Raw genomic sequence first — 17,575 nt, 5'->3', positions numbered from 1 at the left:
TAATATGTCATTCCAACTCATCCAGCCTGAAGCTTAGATTTAAAGATCAGCTTCTTCAATGAACTTAAAGTGAAAAACAATACAAGACACATACCTAATTTCACACCGATATCTGAGAGGCGTTGAATGTTACCAGCGGCAAAAACATTGTATCCATTGGTGACAGATGAACTAAAATGATCCCCAAAGAACAGATAATATGATCCGAAAATGACCATATGAGAAACTGTATACAAAATAGAGAAGGCGAAGGGCATCAAAGAGATGTAGATATTTTTGCTGATAACGAACAAAATGAGTGTTTGAACAGCTAGGATCAGACCACCAATAAGTATGAAGCTATTGCGCCCTGAAAAATCATAAGCGCCGCTGAAAAATAAATTCTCAAAAAGCGTAAATGAATCGAGGCTACCAAACATATTTTTGAAAAGACCCAGATATGCCTGCAAATATCCTAATCCAAATAAAATGGGAACGGACAATAGACACCAACGATCAGTATTTTTACGAGTCAGCAGCAAAGCACTGATCAAGGCACATAGTGTAATGAAGGCTATAGGGAAAAGTTCGATCACATTGTTATGAACATCATAATAATGAAGAACTATTCCTATGAACAGGGAGCTTAAATACAGGATTAAGCTCATGATTATAAACTGTAGGATCAGCTTACTTGATAGACCATAAGTCTCTTGAGTCAATTTAGTTCTTAAGGTGATCGGATCGCCAAAAAATGCTATAGCTTTTGTGGTGGCTTGTTCTTCAGTACATCCCTCATTCATATGATGCTCTTTGGACGAGTGTAAATGAGTAGCCATTTCTTCGGCTAAATCGCTACGCTCTCGTCTAGATAAGAATGATCTCTTAAAAACTTGATCTAAATAGGATTGAATGTCCATTCGCCGTTCCTCCTAAGAAAATATTAATGATATGTGTATTTTGTTCCCATGAGGTTTTGATTGCTTCCAGTCGAAGTTGGCCATCATCTGTTATCCTGTAATATTTTCGTCTAGGCCCGCCTTCTTGTTCACCCCAGTAGCCTTCAATGTAAGTATTAGCTTCCAGTCGTTTTAAAGCGGGATACAGTGTACCTTCCTTGAGTAGAAAAGCCCCGTTGGTTACTTGATTTATATATTGAGATATCTCATAACCGTATGCATCTTTTTGACTTAGGATGGAGAGCACAATGCCATCGATATATCCTTTAATCATCTCATTCTTCAACTCATACACCACCTACTATGTATTTCTATGTAGTTAAATTAACATATATTTGAAAATAATTCAAGGTCAAGAATTATATCTTTTATAAAGTTGTATCTATTCTTAACGAAAGCATAAAAAAGCCCTGCTCGTAACCTTTGCTAGAAATAAAGGTGCCGAGTGGGCAATTTAGATTAATGAATTCTAATTAGTATAAACATTCCCTGCACCATCAACGGATACTGGTGCCCAATTCACAATGCGAATGTGATAATCATTTCCTTTGGGAACACCTGTTAAAGAAATTGTGAAACGATCACCTGCAGCGGATGTATAGTTACCGTAAACAGAAGAAGCATTTCCGAATGTTTTCCATCCGATAAAAGAATCTTGAGCGACTTGATAAGAAACATCTGCATGGTAATCACTGCTAGCATATTGCCAACCTATGAGACTTACAGCATTACCCTGTGTAGAAAAAGAGTTAATGGTATAGTGAGCTCTTCCATAATTAAAACCAGTAAAAGAATAGTAATCAACCATAGCATGTGTACTGAATTCTGGTACATTTAAGGCCGCTACAGTAGCGGGATCATCATCACCTAAAATCAATTTCCACTCATCTTCAGACTCTTTAACATATAGTTCGTTTTTGGATTCAACTCCCGAAACGTTACCCTGAAATGTTACAACAACTGTCGATTCATTCTCTGTATGTGCATCAATGATTTTCATCGATTCAAAGTCACTTACAGAATTGTAGTGTTTGTATTTTGCGATTTGTTTCTCTTTACTTGGGTATCTCAAGTCTACAACTAACTCTGTAGCTTCAGCGAAATTCCCTTCAGACATAGTATCGAAAAATTTTTGTACAACTAATTTAGCAGCTACTTCCGGATTATCGGATGCCTTAACGGTAGGGGTAGAATAAAAAACGCCTCCAAGAGTAACGGTTAAAGACAATAAAGGGATTAACAGTTTTCTTATCATTTTGATTAGCATCTCCTTTAGTTTTTTAGTCAGATTAAATATTCCTCAAGTTAATTTAGGCTAGAACTAGATAGACTTAATTAAGTCTTATATGATGATTTTGCCTTGTTTGAAGAATAATTTTAGATAATAACACCTCCTGTTTTGATGATAAGTTTATTTGCATAATATTATTTTTGTTATTTTGATGAAAATAGTGATAATAATGTAAAAAATAATTAGAGAGGTGATTTTGGCATATTTGCTATCAAATCGGGCGCTCTAATTTTTAGGATGACTGGCAATAATATCACGTGGAAAATAGAATCTGTTGAGATTATACGTAACATGAAATAGACTGAGATGATATTTAACTTTAATTGAGTTTTGAAGTTCCCATTTCCAATATTGTATTATCAAAGGAGAATTTAAATTTGAAAAGTAAAATGATTTCCTTAGTAGCCCTTATCTGTTCACTTATATTATTTGTTATTGGATTTCAGTTTATTGCTCAGAGTACTGATTGGGGTATGGACAAAGCTATGTTGGTTCTTGCAGAATACCAAAATGTAAAGTCTGATACCTCTGATATCTTTGGTAGTTTTATAAACTCAGAGATTTGGTCGTATAAAATTGAAGGAATATTATTGATATTTTTAGGGATGTTAATGTTGTATTTAGCAAATTCATTACGAAGTAAATAATGAAAAATATTCGGGTCCCGAATACTTTTTTCTTAGTTACAATTTCATCTTTAGTTCAACATATAAGTATGAAAAAGGTTGAATTTCTTTGAAAACCTTTGTAAATAAACATTTTATTCTGCAAAGGAATATAATATGAATTTTTTGGCAATGTATCCTAAAATGTTATACAAAGAGGGGGTGCATGCTATGAGTGAACCGAAGCAGATCAAAGATAAAATCGAACGAAATAGGCATGAGTTAAGTCGTTTGGCGGAGAATCATGGCATGCAGGACAACAAAGTCCTCCGACAGTCCATGGTACTGGACGAGCTGATTAATGAATATAATCGATTCAAATATAAAAGCCATCTCGGCAACAGACAACCGATTGCATAATGCAGTCGGTTTTTTGGTTCTATTCAACCAACTGTGTCGCTAGAATAACCTAGCGGATGTGTTCTATAGCAAAAACGTAGTCGACTGTAGCGATACAGTTGGCTTTTTTGCGTTCACCCTGCAATTCATGCGGATAACTTGAAATTCCGTACCCATTCCAGGATTGGCAGGATAGCGAATGATCCTTAAAACTGGATATGATGACCCCAGTTATATCCAGATTGATCTGTGAAGGGGGCTCATACAATGATCGGGAGAGGGAGGGATGAACGGCAATGATGGACAAGGTACAAGGCTATTTAAGAAAAAATGTAAACCTGCGCACCAAGTTGCTCCTGTTGTTTCTTGGGCTAACGTTACTGCCGCTAAGCTTGCAGGGAGTGATGAATTACAGGCATTTCTCGCAGACGATGGATCGCAAGACCGAGCAGTTCACCATTGAGCTGGTTCGCCAGATTAACGCCAATCTGAACCGGCTGCTGAAGGACTATGAGCGTTTGTCGCTCTTGCCGCTATACGATCAGATGGTGCTTGGCATTCTGGATAAATACAACGCGTCAATGGGGTCGGGCGCATGGGCAAGGTCTGAGGATTATCTGAAAATGAAGCTGTATACCTCTGGTCAAGCATATGACCGACCTGAAATTCGGGGAATTCATCTGATCAGCAACAGCGGCATCCTGTTCTCCAATCTCGATTCACTGGCGATCAAGCCGCTATGGGACAGCAGGCAGGATGACTGGTTTGCAGAGCTCGAAGACTCGGAAGGCACATGGCGCCTGCTTCCTCCGCATGAACCCGGCTATTACACGGGCGGACAGAAAGAGTCATATATATCGGTGGGCAGAGTGCTTCGTGATCCGGGTACGCTCCGGCGATTGGGGTACATCCTGATTGACATCCGTCTGGAAGCTTTCGGCCAACTGTTATCCAATCTGAATGTTGAGCAAGAGGCAAGCCTGATGATTGTAGACAGCGAGCAGCGTCTGTTGTTCGAGCGGGTCTCAACTGGAGGAATGTCTGCGTACGATCAGCTGCTAAAGCATGGACAGCTTCCAAGCTATGCAGAAAACCAAAAAGTTATTCTGGATGGGCAGTCCTATCTCTACGTACAACACCATTCCAGCTATTCCGGGCTTTCGGTGATCAGCCTTACACCTATTGCCGTGATTCAAAAGGAGTCGGGCGAGACACTCACCTTCACAATAGGGTTCGCTGTGTTGTGTATGGTGGCTATATCGATTCTGGCGGTTCTGTTATCCTATCGTATCACCCGGCCACTGATTCGCCTGAAACACCATATGATTCGGGTAGAGCAGGGTGATTTCAGCCAGCGGGCAGCAAACATCAGCAGTGATGAATTCGGGCAGATGAGCCGGGGCTTTAACCGCATGATGGAAGAGATTCACCGACTGTTTAATGAGGTGTTTCTACTGGGCATTCAAGAGCGGGAGGCAGAGTTGTCGGCGTTGCAGAGCCAGATGAATCCCCATTTTATATACAACACGCTGGAGTCCATTAACATGATGGCCATTCGCCAGAAGCATGCGGAGGTATCGGATATGGTGACGGCGCTGGGCAAGCTGCTGCGCTATACGATTGATAAGGTGGACCGGATGGTTCCACTTGGGGAAGAACTGGCTTTTGTACAATCCTATGTACGCATTCAGCAGATACGTTACGACGGGAAGTTGGAGATTATCTATGATATTGAAGAAGGGATAACGGAATATTCGATTCCCAAGCTGGTCCTGCAACCGCTGGTGGAGAATGCAGTCTACCATGGCATTGAAGGGCAGGAAAATGGAGGAGTAATCTGGGTATCTGCCTTGAGATTCGACCATGAACTTCTGATTAGCGTCCGAGACAACGGTAAAGGGATGACTCAAACTAAGATTGACGAGTTAAACGAGTCCATAGCGATACAGCCTTCCATTCAGGCATTACGTTGCCATGCCGGAAACAGCCTGGGGCTTAACAATATTGCCCAGAGGCTTCGCCTCATCTATGGAGAAGGCGGCAGCCTAAGCATTGATGGAAGTCCCGGGCAGGGCCTGGTGGCCACGATATCCATTCAACTTCTACCGAAAGGGGATTGAAGCGCATGTATAAAGTATTGCTTGTAGAGGATGAGGCGGTCATCCGTCAGGGACTGAGAGAGCTGATCGTACAAGTGTCTTCCCAGTTTCAGGTAACGGGTGAAGCGTCGAGCGGTACCGAGGCACTGGATTTTCTGAGATGTGAGGTACCGGATGTGTTAATCACGGATATCCGCATGCGTGAAATGGACGGATTAACTTTGATAAATAAAGCAAGAGACATGTACCCTGAATTGCCAATGCTTATCATTAGCGGCTACGGCGAGTTTGAATATGCACGCAGAGCGATGGAATTCGGGGTGCTGAACTACCTGTTGAAGCCAATCGATCGCTATGAACTGGCATTATGCATACAGAAGATTCAATTGCTGCTGGATCGCAGATACGGTATTTCAACCCTTTCGATCCCTGAGCCAGCTGGAAAAGCAGAACACACTGGTGGAGATACACGGAAGATTATCCGAGATGTGAAGGAGTACATCAAGCAGCATCCGGATGGAGATCTGCGACTTCAGACGATCGCAGATCTCGTTAACTTGAACCCCACGTATTTAAGCCAGTTGTTCAAGAACGAAATAGGGATCAATTATTCCGAATACATCACGGAGGCACGTATGGAGCGGGCCAAGTGGTTGCTGATTAACACGGGTCTCAAAATCTATGATGTGGCACGGTTATCCGGGCATCAGAGCCCCAAACACTTCATGCTGGTGTTCAAGCAGCAGGTGGGATGGACTGCGGGGGAATATCGAGACCGATTCAGTATCTCTTGAAAAACCATACCATTTCTAAAGTTGACGTGATTTATGAGGGAACGACGCTTTCGTTATACTTTGGTTGCACATGTATACCACGACGTCCATAAGGGGGATTTTCATGAAAAAAGCAGGACTGATACTGGTGCTAGTACTCATGATGATGGCTTCAATCGCGTGCACAAGCTCCATTTCTGGTGGTGAGTCTGGCAGTGCAGGCGGAGAGAATGGAGAGGTCGAGCTGAAGTTCATGATGTGGGGCAATCAGGCGCATATGGATGTATACAACAAACTGATCGCTGACTTCACGCAGGAAAATCCAGGCATCAAGGTCACGATGGAATCCGTACCTTTCGCAGAATACCAGCAAAAAATTTCGGTGCTTGCCGCCGGAGGCTCTCTTCCCGATCTCGCCTGGGTATCGGAGCGAATGGTGCCACAATTCAAGTCGAATCACATTCTGGCCGATGTATCCGAGTTCAAGGATGATGCACAGTTTAAGCTGGATGATTACATTCCAAGTACGCTTGATCTGTTCCGTGATGGTGATCAACTGCTGGGGCTACCTTTTTCAACGCCTCCGGTGGTCATGTTTTACAATAAAACGCTGTTCGACAAGGCTGGTCTGACCGATCCAAACACACTTGCTACCCAAGGACAATGGACGTGGGAACAGTTCGAAGCGTCCGCCAAAGCCATTACCGGCAAGGATGCGAGCAATCGGGTCTATGGTGCCAACTTTTTTCGTGACTGGAAGACCTGGGCGGTGCTCTCTTCTTACTCGTGGTCCAATGGAAGTGGTCCATTCGACGAAGGCATGACAACGTTCACCTGGAACGATGCCTATGGTGTGCAGACCTTTGAATTGCTGGAGCGCATGATGTTCACCGATGAATCACACCCGAAGGCGGGGGAGCAGGTCAGCTTTGATGCGGGGAATGTGGGCATGTTCTTCGATAATTACAGCTACGTTTCCAAAACGAGGGAGATTACGGATTTTGAATGGAGCATCGCTCCCATGCCTTCCGGTTCACAAGGCAGTGTACCGATGTTGGGGCAGGCCGGATATGCCATGTTCAACGACAGCAAACATCCAGAGGAAACGAAGAAGCTGTTGAAGTATTTTGCCAGTGAGCAGGGGATTCAGGCGACAGCCACCTACTTTGTGCCTCCACGTACCTCTGTTCTGAACTCAGACGCATTCATTCTTCAGCCAAATAACCCGAGCAAAGAGCATATTGTACAGGCAGTTATTGATGAAATGCCGAAAGCGCGCTTAATTCCCGGACATATCCGTTGGCAGGATATCGACAATGCGGTATTGCAGGGATTTGACCGACTGTTTGCCCGGACGGCGACAGCTCAGGATAACCTGAAACAAATGCAGGAAGAGATTCAACGTGTGCTGCAACCCTGAATCATTGGATTAAAACCGGAGGTGAGCATGATGGGCAAATTCAAAGAATTACTTGAGCGCACACCACTATCGCTGGTGGTCAGTCTGCCTGAGAATGATCTTACTTTGGCTCGGGCAGCCATGGAAGAGGGCGCTGATGCACTGAAGGTGCATTATAATGTCGGTCATCGCGCGAGCGGGAATCATTTTGGTCCATTGGACAGGTATGCCGAGGTGTTTCGGGCGATTCGCAGTGAGTTTGGTGGTCCGCTTGGGGTCGTACCTTCTGGCAGTATAGATGGCGCACGAAGGGAGGATGTAGAGCGGCTGTCAGGGATGGGTTTTGACTTCTATTCCATCTATGCAAATCACTTGCCTTCCTTCATGCTGGGTGACTTGGGGCTGGACCCGACGTTTGCGATCAATGAGGAATATGATGCTTCCCTCGTAACATCCGCAGCTCACTTCGGCTTCACTGCTCTGGAGGCATCCATTGTACCTGGAAAAGAATATGGTACACCGCTCAGCTTCGCGGATGTGCTCAAGTATCGCCGTCTGGTCTTGCAGGCCCATGTCCCGGTATTGGTTCCTTCCCAGCGTAAGCTGGTACCGGAGGATGTTCGGGTGCTGCGCGACACCGGGGTCAAAGCAATCATGCTTGGAGCAGTTGTGACAGGCAACACGGAGGAACAGCTGCGAAGGGCCGTGAACGAGTTCCGCATTGCGGTGGATCGTCTGAACTGTTCAGACTAATCAGTGAAAGGCATGTGTATCACGGGGGACACCCCATGTTGGCATTCATTCGTTCTAACGAATCGAGCACATGTTATTCGCGACGATTTGTACGGATCTGAAATTTAAGGAATCAGAGAGACGTTATTTGGCACATTTGGTCGATTCTCAAGGTTCTAGTTTCATTTTGTGAAGAAATAACATGACTAGGATTCGTTACCCGGTGCGTTTTTTAAAACTCTGCCTTAATAAGATGCGTCAGGTTCGTCAGCGATTGTAGAGAGGGCGCTTACTCCTTTGGAAACAGCACCCTATACAGAATCGTCACAGAGTTCAGCTTCAGGGGATAAAGTTTGATAACAAAAGGGGTGGCTAATTGTGACCCATCCACACAAGCGCAAAAAAAGGGGACCGCTCGCCAGAGAGGCCCAGATCGCGGGGTGGCTGTTTGTATCGCCAATGGTGCTTGGGTTTACGCTGCTGCTGTTGTTTCCCATGGGTCTCGCATTATACATGAGCCTGACCGATTGGCCGCTGCTGGGGGATCATCATTTTGTTGGACTGGAGAATTACCGGAATATTATGACAGACACCATGTTCTGGAAAGTGCTCGCCAATACGGTTTATTTCACAGTGGGACTGGTACCGCTTAATATTGTGCTCGCCCTGCTGCTCGCGTTGCTGCTATCCAGGAATCTGCGGGGGATCGGAATTTTTCGAACAGCGATCTTTGTTCCGGTCATGACTTCGCTGATCGTATGGGCCATCGTGTGGAAGCTGATGTATGCAACAGAATCAGGATTGATTAATCAGCTTCTATTGATGACGGGCATCAAGGGTCCGGCGTGGCTATACAATGAAGATTTGGCAATGCCAGCGGTGATTGTAACCAGTGTGTTGAAAAATGTAGGTCTGAATATGGTGCTGTTCATTGCAGCCATTCAGCAGGTACCGCGTTCGCTGTATGAAGCAGCAACCTTGGATGGTGCGGGAAGAAGAGGAACTTTCTTTCACGTTACACTGCCGATGATTACACCAACGGTGTTTCTGACTGTGGTGATGACCGTGATTGGTTCACTCAAAGTGTTTGGGCAGATCTATGTGATGACACAGGGCGGGCCGAGTAACAGCACAAAGGTATTGGTTTATTATATCTGGGAAAAAGCATTCAAACTATTCCAGTTCGGCTATGCTTCTGCTCTCGCATATGTACTGTTCCTCATCGTACTGATCCTGACGCTGCTGCAATGGCAGCTCCGAAAGAGGTGGGTATTCAATGAAGGCGATGCCTAGTCCTTCTGGGAGGAAGATAGGAAGTACCCTTGGGACGTATTTGCTGCTGACACTGATTTCGCTAATCATGATTGTGCCATTTATCTGGATGATATCGACATCATTCAAGGAGCCTCAGAGCATATTCACCTATCCACCACAGTGGATCCCGGAATCATTCCGATTTCAGAACTACATCGATGTGTTCCGATTGATTCCATTTCATCGTTTTTATTGGAACAGTATTTATATTTCTGCGTTGGTTGTGCTGGGAACCGTATTTTTTGCTTCACTCGCCGGTTATGCATTCGCCAAAATTCCGTTTAAGGGACGTAATGTGGTATTTCTCATCCTGCTGAGTGCCATGATGATTCCCCATGAGGTGACGGCGATTCCGATGTTCCTGTTCATGCGGCAGCTGGGATGGATTGATACCCACCTTCCGCTGATATTATTGCCGATATTTGGCGCAGGCGGTGTATTTGGCATCTTTGTGATGCGGCAGTTCTTCATTACGGTGCCAACGGAACTGGAGGAAGCGGCGATGATCGACGGCTGCAACCGATTTCGAATATACGCGCGAATTATGCTGCCCATTGCCAAGCCGGGTATGGCTACGCTGACGATCTTCACGTTTGTGACAATCTGGAATGAGTTTTTTGATCCGTTGATCTTCATTAACTCGCGTGATCTAATGACGCTGCCGCTTGGATTATCCCTGTTTACAGATGAAGTGGGTACAGCCTGGCAATATCTGATGAGCGCCACCGTCATGGCGACCTTGCCACTGTTAATTGTCTTTTTCCTGGCACAACGGCGCTTCATTGAGGGGGTTGCCATGACGGGACTGAAAGAGTAAGCAGTGAAAGACGTGCAATATGTGTAATGTGCAATACGTGTAATAGAACGGAAGGAGGGACAACATTTGCGTGAACGGATGGGCATGAACAAGGAAGAGGCAGATGTCGTTATTGTGGGAGGGGGCCCTGCGGGTATAACAGCAGCCATAGCGGCTGGGCGACAGGGTATACGAACAGTGCTGGTGGAGCGATACGGATTCGTGGGCGGGATGTCCACTGCTGCTATGGTCTATCCCTGGATGACTTTCCATACGGAGCGTGGGGAGCAGGTCATTAAAGGTATTGCGCAGGAGATCGTTGAACGATTGCAGGCGCGTGGTGGCTCACCCGGGCATTTGCGCGATACGGTTGGATTTGTGCACAGTGTCACGCCGTACCATCCTGCGATCTTTCAGGTGATTGCGGCAGAGATGTTGCAGGAGGCCGGTGTCCGGCTGTTGTTGCACAGCTTCGTGGATGAAGTGGTTGTTGTAGATGATCGGGTGGAAGCAGTGCGAGTGACCAACAAGTCTGGACGAAAGGAGTTCCAGGCGAACGTATTCGTGGATGCAAGCGGTGATGCGGATCTGGCTTATCTTGTAGGGGCTTCGGTGGCGAAGGGGAGAGATGGCGATAACCAGTCTCAGCCGATGACCATGAAATTCCGCATGCGTGGTGTGGATCTTGGACGAGTGAAACAATACATGCAGGAGCACCCGGAAGATTTCTATGCCAAGACCCCCTTCTCGGAGCTGGATAGCATTCCGTTAACCGGGGTGAGCGGCTTCTATTCCCAGTGGAAAAAAGCGGGGGTACCGATTAATCGCGATCAGGTGTTGTTTTTTACCGGACCGGCTGACGATGAAGTGCTGATAAATTGTACCCGGGTGCAGGGACTTGATGCGACGGATGCAGAGGATCTGACCTCTGCGGAACAGGAAGGCCGGAAGCAGGTGCTGATGATCGCTGAATTTTTGCAGCGTGATGTGCCTGGATTCGAACGGGCTTCCATCTCAGCGGTAGCACCTCAGATTGGTATCCGTGAATCCAGGCGAATTATCGGTCATTATGCGTTGACCCAGGCGGATGTGGTCGCAGGACGGAAGTTCGAGGACGTAATTGCCAGAAGCGGTTATCCTATCGATATTCATGATCCTTCGGGTCAAGGCGTTGTGGCTGCCTTTATCAAAGGGGACGGGGCGTACGATATTCCGTATCGTTGTCTGATCTCTCGCAATATCCGCAATCTGCTGGCGGCAGGACGCTGCATCTCCACCACACATGAGGCGCATGCAACGACAAGGCTGACGCCAAGCTGTATGGCTACCGGGGAGGCCGCCGGGACAGCGGCGGCACTAACCGTGAAGATGAAGCTGGACCCGGTGGAACTGCCGACTGAGGTACTACAGGCGGAATTACGTCATAACGGAGCAGCGATCTAGTGGATGAGCTGATTGTGGGCGCGAAATTGGGCGAATTGCACGAAGTATTAGTGTGGGATCGGGATGAATCAGTAATAGTTGAAGTAATAGTGGGAGTGGGAGTTTTATTTCATTCGCGGTGCTGTAAGTTTTAACGAACCTGAGACGTCTAATATGGGGCTATAAGCTGAGATGAAAAATATAACGAATCTCAGTGAAGTTATTTTACTCAAAAACCTGAAATACGGCGTAAAGGTGGGGTGAATCGGAAGAATAGAGCGTCTACGATTCGTCAGGTTAGAAAATTTCCCCAGAATGACCAAATAAGCTTCCCCCGGTTCGTTAGAACATCGGTGGGAAGCTCATTTCATTCATTCAGTCATTCAATTCATGCGTGCCTCAAGTCGCCTTGCGACAATGGACAGCGTGTAGTTGATGACAAAATACAATACCGCAGCGAGCAGGAGGGCGGGGATAATATAATCGAAACTTTGGCCGCCGAGGATCTGCACGTTGTGCATCAGTTCCGGTAGAGAGATGATGATCGCCAGTGAAGTATCCTTTAGGAGTGAGATGAACTGGCTAACCATCGGCGGAGACATGCGGCGTAGCGCCTGTGGCATGATGATGCCACCGAGGGTCTGCATGTAGCTCAGGCCCGAGGAGCGGGCAGCTTCCACCTGACCGCGCTCAACAGACTTCAGACCGCTACGGACGATCTCGGCGATCATCGCGCCTTCAAATAGACTCAGTCCAACGACCGTTGACCAGAAGACGGACATTTTGATCCCGAGCTGCGGAAGTACGATGTGGATGAAGAAAATGATGAGCAGTAGTGGCAGATTCCGAATCGTATCCACGATGACCGCTACGATCTGTGACAGAATGGGGATGCGAGTAAACCGGACGGTACCCAGCACGGTGCCAAGTATGAAGCTGAATACAATGGATAGCCCTGCGACCTGTAGGGTAATCAAGAATCCTTGAAGCAGGAAACGAAGGTTGGGCCACGCATAGGCCCCGCTAAAGTCCATATTTTATTAGCCTCCTTCTGTATGCAGGAATAGAATATTGAAGATCAATAGATGGGGCATGGACTAGCCAAAATAACGGACCAATAAAATTATCGAAAGGTCTCAAATAGCCAATATATCTCCCTAAAAATCTGCGCATGTATGGGTCAATCTGTTACATGGTGACCTGACCGGCCGGTTTGTTCTTCTTCGGTTTGCCCTTGGTACTGCGCGCCTCTGCATCGCTCTGTCCGAACCTGCGCTCCATATAATGCACCAGAAAGCTGAGTGGTAGTGTCAGCACCAGATAAAACAGTGCAACAACGGTGTATACACTTAGCGGTTGGAACGTATCCGAGTTAACCAGGTCGGCAAAATACATGAGATCCATACCGGCGACAACGGCCAGAATGGATGAGTTCTTGACCAGATTAATAAATTGGTTGCCGATGGACGGCAAAACAATCTTGATCGCTTGAGGCAGAATGATCAGATTCATGGCCTGTACATAGGACAAGCCGGAGGATCTTGCGGCTTCCAGTTGTCCACGCGGCACCGTCTGAATGCCCGCTCGGATCGCTTCGGCAATGAAAGCGGCGGTATAGATGGTCAGACCCAGAGTACCAGAGACAAATCCGTCGAGCGAAATGCCTAGTGCCGGGAGTCCGAGATAGAAGAAGAACACAACCAACAGCAGGGGAATGTTTCGGATAAACTCCACAAAAGCCGTGCCAATCCAGTTCAGCGGTTTCACAGGGGATATCCGAAAGATCGCCAGAATCGCGCCCAGGATAAAGCTGCCGACGAGAGCTATAATGCTCACTTGAATGGTATTCAGTAATCCTTCCAGAAAACGATCCGAGTGTCGCATCAGTACGCTGAAATCCAATGTGCCCATATAGGCAAAGCCTCCGTTCTCCAGATGTAGAAACGGCGATTACGTCTGCTTATGCATCGCATCCAGCAGACGAATTCGCCGCGTGCTCATCATTAATCGGGGTTACTCGGGCTTGGAGCCCAGCCATTTCTCATGTAATGTGTCATATTCCCCGCTGTCTTTCATGCTTTTGAGCAGCTTGTTGACTTCTTCCACGAAGGCGGTGTCGCCTTTGCGAATGGCCATACCATAAGGTTCACTTGTGAAATTGCCACCAACCAATTGGAAGCTGTTATCTGTCTGTTGCATGCCGATAAGGATGATATTATCTGTGGTCAGCGCTTCGCCTTTACCTGCTTTGAGAGCAGTGAACGCATCCTGATAGTTATCGAATTCGAGCACTTCAGCATCAGGAGCTTTCTCGCGAATGTTCTGAGCGGATGTGGAGCCTTTCACTGCGAGTACTTTCACCCCGCTGAGGCTTTCCAGGCCGGTAATCGGACTATCATTTTTCACCAGCAGGGATTGGCCTGCCTCGAAATAAACATCACTGAAATCCACCTGTTCCTTACGCTCATCCGTAATCGTCATCGTGGCGATGATGATGTCAATGTCTCCATTCTGCAACATGGGAATACGTGTCTTGGAAGTGACCTCTTTCAGTTCGACCTTTGTCTCATCTCCAAGGATCTGTTTGGCGAGTGCCTTGGCGATATCAATATCGAACCCCTCAACGTTGCCGCTTGCGGGATCTTTCAGTCCGAATAGCTTCGTATCATATTTCACGCCGGCAATAAGTTTGCCGCGCTCTTTAATCTGCTCAATGGTTCCTTTGGCTACGGCATCTCCGCCAGAACCGCTACTGCTATTCTCCTTACCTGTACTACAACCTGACAATACCAGCGAGAGAATGAGGACAAGCATAAATGATGGCCATACCAATAATTTTTTCATAATAAAAGACCCCTTTCAAAATGGAATATTGGATTATTCTCAATGATGAATCAGACGGCTCAGGAATTGCTGTGCTCGTTCTTCTCTGGGGTTGTCAAAAAATTCAGCGGCGGTGGCCTCTTCTACAATTCGGCCTTCGTCCATGAAGATGACCCGGTCCGCAACTTCGCGGGCGAATCCCATCTCATGGGTAACAACGACCATGGTCATGCCATTATGGGCAAGGGAACGCATCACATCGAGGACTTCCCCGATCATCTCGGGATCGAGTGCAGAGGTCGGTTCGTCAAAAAGCATGATTTTGGGCTCCATGGCGAGTCCTCTGGCGATGGCTACCCGTTGTTGCTGTCCACCGGACAACTGGGAGGGATAACTGTCTGCTTTGTCGGCAATGCCCACCCGGGTCAGATACTTCATTGCCGTTGAGGCTGCCTGTTCTTTAGGCTGTTTGCGCACCTTCATGGGTGCAAGGGTAATGTTATCGATGACTTTTTTGTGAGGATAAAGATTGAAGTGTTGAAATACCATACCGATGTCACGGCGGAAGAGGTTAATATCCACCTTTTTCTGATGTAGAGGGACCCCACTGACAACAAGTTCGCCTTCGGTAATGGTCTCCAGGCGGTTAATACAGCGGAGTAACGTGCTTTTGCCGGAGCCGGAAGGTCCGATGATGACGACAACCTCTCCTTCTTCGATGTGAAGATGGATATCCTTGAGGACATGAAAATGACCGAAATGCTTTTGGACACCCCTAAATTCAATCAAGAGTAGACCCCATCCTTTCTGCAACGAATGTTTGTAAAAGGAATAATAAGGAATTAATTGAAACTAGTTATTTAATCATACATACTCATCCTGCTAATGGCAATTGGTTTGTGATAAAACATGACATAAGTAATAGACTTTCTAGGGCTATGGGCAGTAATTGTGTTATATATCTGTTATGTTATCAAATCTCCTGTGACGAATCCTGACAGAAAATTGAATCTATTCTCCTAGTTGTTTACCAACCATTGGAATAGATGTATAGAGTATACTAGAAATGATGTTTCATTTATGACTCTGATCATAAAAACAAATTCCATCAAGTTCTAACTGTACATGGCAAAAAAGCTCAACCTAGTGCATCAGGCCATTGATATGATGGAGCGAGAAAGTATCTGTCTGAAAGTAAACTAAAGAAAGTAGAAACGAAAATTTGATCTCATAACGGTTCCATTTCCATTACTGGTAGAGAGGATGATTCTGCACGATGAATACATATCACTCCCCAATGTCGACGGGTACAGGTGCCCAGTCTGATGTCCGAGCTTATGAAGCCAATTTGCCTGTCATTCCCGCTCAGGATTTTCGAATTACAGACTATGGAGCTGTTGGAGATGGGGTAACAGATAATACGGAGATGTTCCGCCTTGCAATCGCGTCATGCGCTGAAGCGGGAGGAGGCAGAATCGTTATCCCTGCCGGGGTATGGCTCACAGGTCCAATTGTAATGCGCAGCCGGATCGAACTACATGTGGAAGCAGGGGCGCTGGTTACGTTTAGCCGAGATTTCGATCAATATCCATTGATCGCATCAAGCTTCGAAGGCTGGCAGGTGGTACGCTGTCAATCCCCGATCGATGGTGATCAACTGGAGGATATTGCGATTACCGGTGAGGGGATATGGGATGGTGGCGGTGAAGCGTGGCGTCCGGTAAAACGCTCCAAAATGACGCCTTCACAATGGAACCAATTGGTCGCTTCCGGTGGTGTTGTAGAGCAATCGGGTGGGGAGGAAGAAATCTGGTGGCCTTCCGCCTCTGCACTTGAAGGTGGTACCATTGCAAATCGTTTGCATAAGGAGCAGGTACGTGATGTTGCGGCTTATGAACAAGCCAGAGACTTTTTGCGTCCTAACATGGTCAGCTTGCGCAGATGTACACGGGTACTGCTGGACGGTCCAACGTTCCAGAACTCGCCTGCATGGAATCTGCACCCCTGGGCATCTGAGCATGTAACCATTCGTAACGTGAGTGTGCGTAATCCGTGGTTTTCACAGAATGGAGATGGGCTGGACATTGAATCCTGCCGTCATGTGGTGGTGGAGAAGAGTGTATTCGATGTGGGTGATGATGCGATCTGTCTGAAATCAGGCAAGGATGAAGAAGGCCGTGAACTGGGTCTTGCTTCGGAGTACATTACCATTCGGGAGTGCACCGTGTATCATGGTCATGGCGGTTTCGTCATTGGTAGCGAAATGTCTGGTGGTGTGCGGCATGTGAGAGTGTCAGATTGTACGTTTATCGGCACGGATATTGGACTTCGCTTCAAAAGCGCACGGGGACGCGGAGGGGTAGTTGAGGATATTCAGATCGAGCGTATATATATGAAAGATATCATTATGGAAGCCATCTCGTTTTCCTTTTTCTATGCGAATCAGGAAGGGTCTGCCCGGGGCAGTGACTTGTCTCAGGAGATTAGCGAGGAGACGCCGGTGTTCCGGGATATTCGAATATCGGATGTGGTCTGTGCCGGTGCGGACACTGCGTTGTTCATAAGTGGGTTGCCGGAATTGCCTTTGGATGGCGTACTCATTGAACGATACCATGTAGAAGCCCGGACAGGTATTCAATGTGCCCAAGCGAAGCATCTGCGGATTACAGAACTGAACGCCCGGATTACCGAAGGTCCGTTAATTCATTTGCACCAGTGCAAAGGGGCGGAGTTGGAGCGCATTCAGGGCAAGGGGGCGGATGGCCGACTTCTGATGGTGACAGGACACGAATCCGCAGGCATTGTGTGCCGAGAAAGTGATGCCGACACAGACGGTCGCCAGATCTCTGTGGGTCCTGAAGTACGAAGTGGTGTGATCATCCGCAGGTAAAAAGTGTATGTAAAAGGGTCTATACAAGTGGCTCCAATTCAGCCGCAGTGGCGTAGCCATGGGTCCAATGATCGTGATGCCTTTCGGGTATAAG

The 17,575-nt window shown here is 46.8% G+C and carries 17 protein-coding genes; 10 read left to right on the top strand and 7 right to left on the bottom strand.

Annotation, left to right across the window (positions count from 1 at the left end):
• Positions 1-17: 17 nt before the first annotated feature.
• The 3 genes from MKY73_RS27610 to MKY73_RS27600 all read right to left on the bottom strand — a co-directional run bounded on the left by MKY73_RS27610 (position 18) and on the right by MKY73_RS27600 (position 2,193).
• Positions 18-899, bottom strand: coding sequence for a permease prefix domain 1-containing protein (locus tag MKY73_RS27610; RefSeq protein ID WP_339304601.1), 882 nt, complete (start codon positions 897-899; stop codon positions 18-20).
• A complete protein-coding gene (locus MKY73_RS27605; RefSeq protein WP_240768289.1) occupies positions 865-1,233 on the bottom strand; it encodes a PadR family transcriptional regulator in 369 nt (122 codons plus the stop codon). Before MKY73_RS27605 ends, MKY73_RS27610 begins: the two co-directional genes overlap by 35 nt.
• 174 nt (positions 1,234-1,407) lie before the next feature.
• Positions 1,408-2,193, bottom strand: coding sequence for a hypothetical protein (locus tag MKY73_RS27600; protein WP_133386966.1), 786 nt, complete (start codon positions 2,191-2,193; stop codon positions 1,408-1,410).
• A 413-nt stretch (positions 2,194-2,606) separates the two neighbouring features.
• Between MKY73_RS27600 and MKY73_RS27595 the strand changes: the two genes are divergently transcribed.
• The 9 genes from MKY73_RS27595 (at position 2,607) to MKY73_RS27555 (ending at position 11,789) form a co-directional block, all read left to right on the top strand.
• Complete coding sequence (locus MKY73_RS27595; RefSeq protein WP_339304599.1) at positions 2,607-2,876, top strand: hypothetical protein; 270 nt, start codon at positions 2,607-2,609, stop codon at positions 2,874-2,876.
• Between the two features lie 189 nt (positions 2,877-3,065).
• The gene (locus MKY73_RS27590) at positions 3,066-3,254 is read left to right on the top strand and encodes an aspartyl-phosphate phosphatase Spo0E family protein (protein ID WP_339304598.1); all 189 of its coding nucleotides are present in this window, start codon (positions 3,066-3,068) and stop codon (positions 3,252-3,254) included.
• Between the two features lie 275 nt (positions 3,255-3,529).
• Complete coding sequence (locus tag MKY73_RS27585) at positions 3,530-5,353, top strand: sensor histidine kinase (RefSeq protein ID WP_339304597.1); 1,824 nt, start codon at positions 3,530-3,532, stop codon at positions 5,351-5,353.
• A gap of 5 nt (positions 5,354-5,358) precedes the next feature.
• Positions 5,359-6,126: a response regulator gene (locus tag MKY73_RS27580; protein WP_339304595.1), complete on the top strand. Its 768-nt coding sequence runs from the start codon at positions 5,359-5,361 to the stop codon at positions 6,124-6,126.
• A gap of 103 nt (positions 6,127-6,229) precedes the next feature.
• The gene (locus tag MKY73_RS27575) at positions 6,230-7,525 is read left to right on the top strand and encodes a sugar ABC transporter substrate-binding protein (RefSeq protein ID WP_339304593.1); all 1,296 of its coding nucleotides are present in this window, start codon (positions 6,230-6,232) and stop codon (positions 7,523-7,525) included.
• Between the two features lie 27 nt (positions 7,526-7,552).
• A complete protein-coding gene (locus tag MKY73_RS27570) occupies positions 7,553-8,257 on the top strand; it encodes a hypothetical protein (protein ID WP_339304591.1) in 705 nt (234 codons plus the stop codon).
• Positions 8,258-8,614: 357 nt separating this feature from the next.
• Positions 8,615-9,529 (top strand): sugar ABC transporter permease, encoded by a 915-nt coding sequence (locus MKY73_RS27565; RefSeq protein WP_339304589.1) that lies wholly within the window; start codon positions 8,615-8,617, stop codon positions 9,527-9,529.
• Complete coding sequence (locus tag MKY73_RS27560) at positions 9,513-10,367, top strand: carbohydrate ABC transporter permease (RefSeq protein ID WP_253429360.1); 855 nt, start codon at positions 9,513-9,515, stop codon at positions 10,365-10,367. Before MKY73_RS27565 ends, MKY73_RS27560 begins: the two co-directional genes overlap by 17 nt.
• Positions 10,368-10,451: 84 nt before the next feature.
• Entirely contained in the window at positions 10,452-11,789 is a 1,338-nt protein-coding gene (locus MKY73_RS27555) for an FAD-dependent oxidoreductase (protein WP_339308776.1), read from the top strand.
• Positions 11,790-12,151: 362 nt separating this feature from the next.
• Here the strand turns inward: MKY73_RS27555 and MKY73_RS27550 are convergent, their stop codons facing one another.
• From MKY73_RS27550 to MKY73_RS27535, 4 genes are all read right to left on the bottom strand, one after another.
• Positions 12,152-12,802 (bottom strand): amino acid ABC transporter permease, encoded by a 651-nt coding sequence (locus tag MKY73_RS27550; protein WP_339239216.1) that lies wholly within the window; start codon positions 12,800-12,802, stop codon positions 12,152-12,154.
• A gap of 154 nt (positions 12,803-12,956) precedes the next feature.
• Entirely contained in the window at positions 12,957-13,679 is a 723-nt protein-coding gene (locus MKY73_RS27545; RefSeq protein WP_339304587.1) for an amino acid ABC transporter permease, read from the bottom strand.
• A gap of 102 nt (positions 13,680-13,781) precedes the next feature.
• Positions 13,782-14,612 carry a transporter substrate-binding domain-containing protein gene (locus MKY73_RS27540; RefSeq protein WP_339304585.1) on the bottom strand — a complete coding sequence of 277 codons (831 nt, stop codon included), beginning with the start codon at positions 14,610-14,612 and terminating at the stop codon, positions 13,782-13,784.
• Between the two features lie 39 nt (positions 14,613-14,651).
• Positions 14,652-15,404, bottom strand: a complete 753-nt coding sequence (locus MKY73_RS27535) for an amino acid ABC transporter ATP-binding protein (RefSeq protein WP_301289677.1) — start codon at positions 15,402-15,404, stop codon at positions 14,652-14,654.
• A 463-nt stretch (positions 15,405-15,867) separates the two neighbouring features.
• On the opposite strand from MKY73_RS27535, the gene MKY73_RS27530 reads away from it, so the two are divergent.
• Positions 15,868-17,481, top strand: coding sequence for a glycoside hydrolase family 28 protein (locus MKY73_RS27530; protein WP_339304583.1), 1,614 nt, complete (start codon positions 15,868-15,870; stop codon positions 17,479-17,481).
• Positions 17,482-17,575: the final 94 nt, after the last annotated feature.

It is taken from the genome of Paenibacillus sp. FSL R5-0519, from assembly GCF_037974275.1.
In the GTDB taxonomy this organism is placed as follows: domain Bacteria; phylum Bacillota; class Bacilli; order Paenibacillales; family Paenibacillaceae; genus Paenibacillus.
This window is presented reverse-complemented; position numbering and strand designations above follow the sequence as displayed.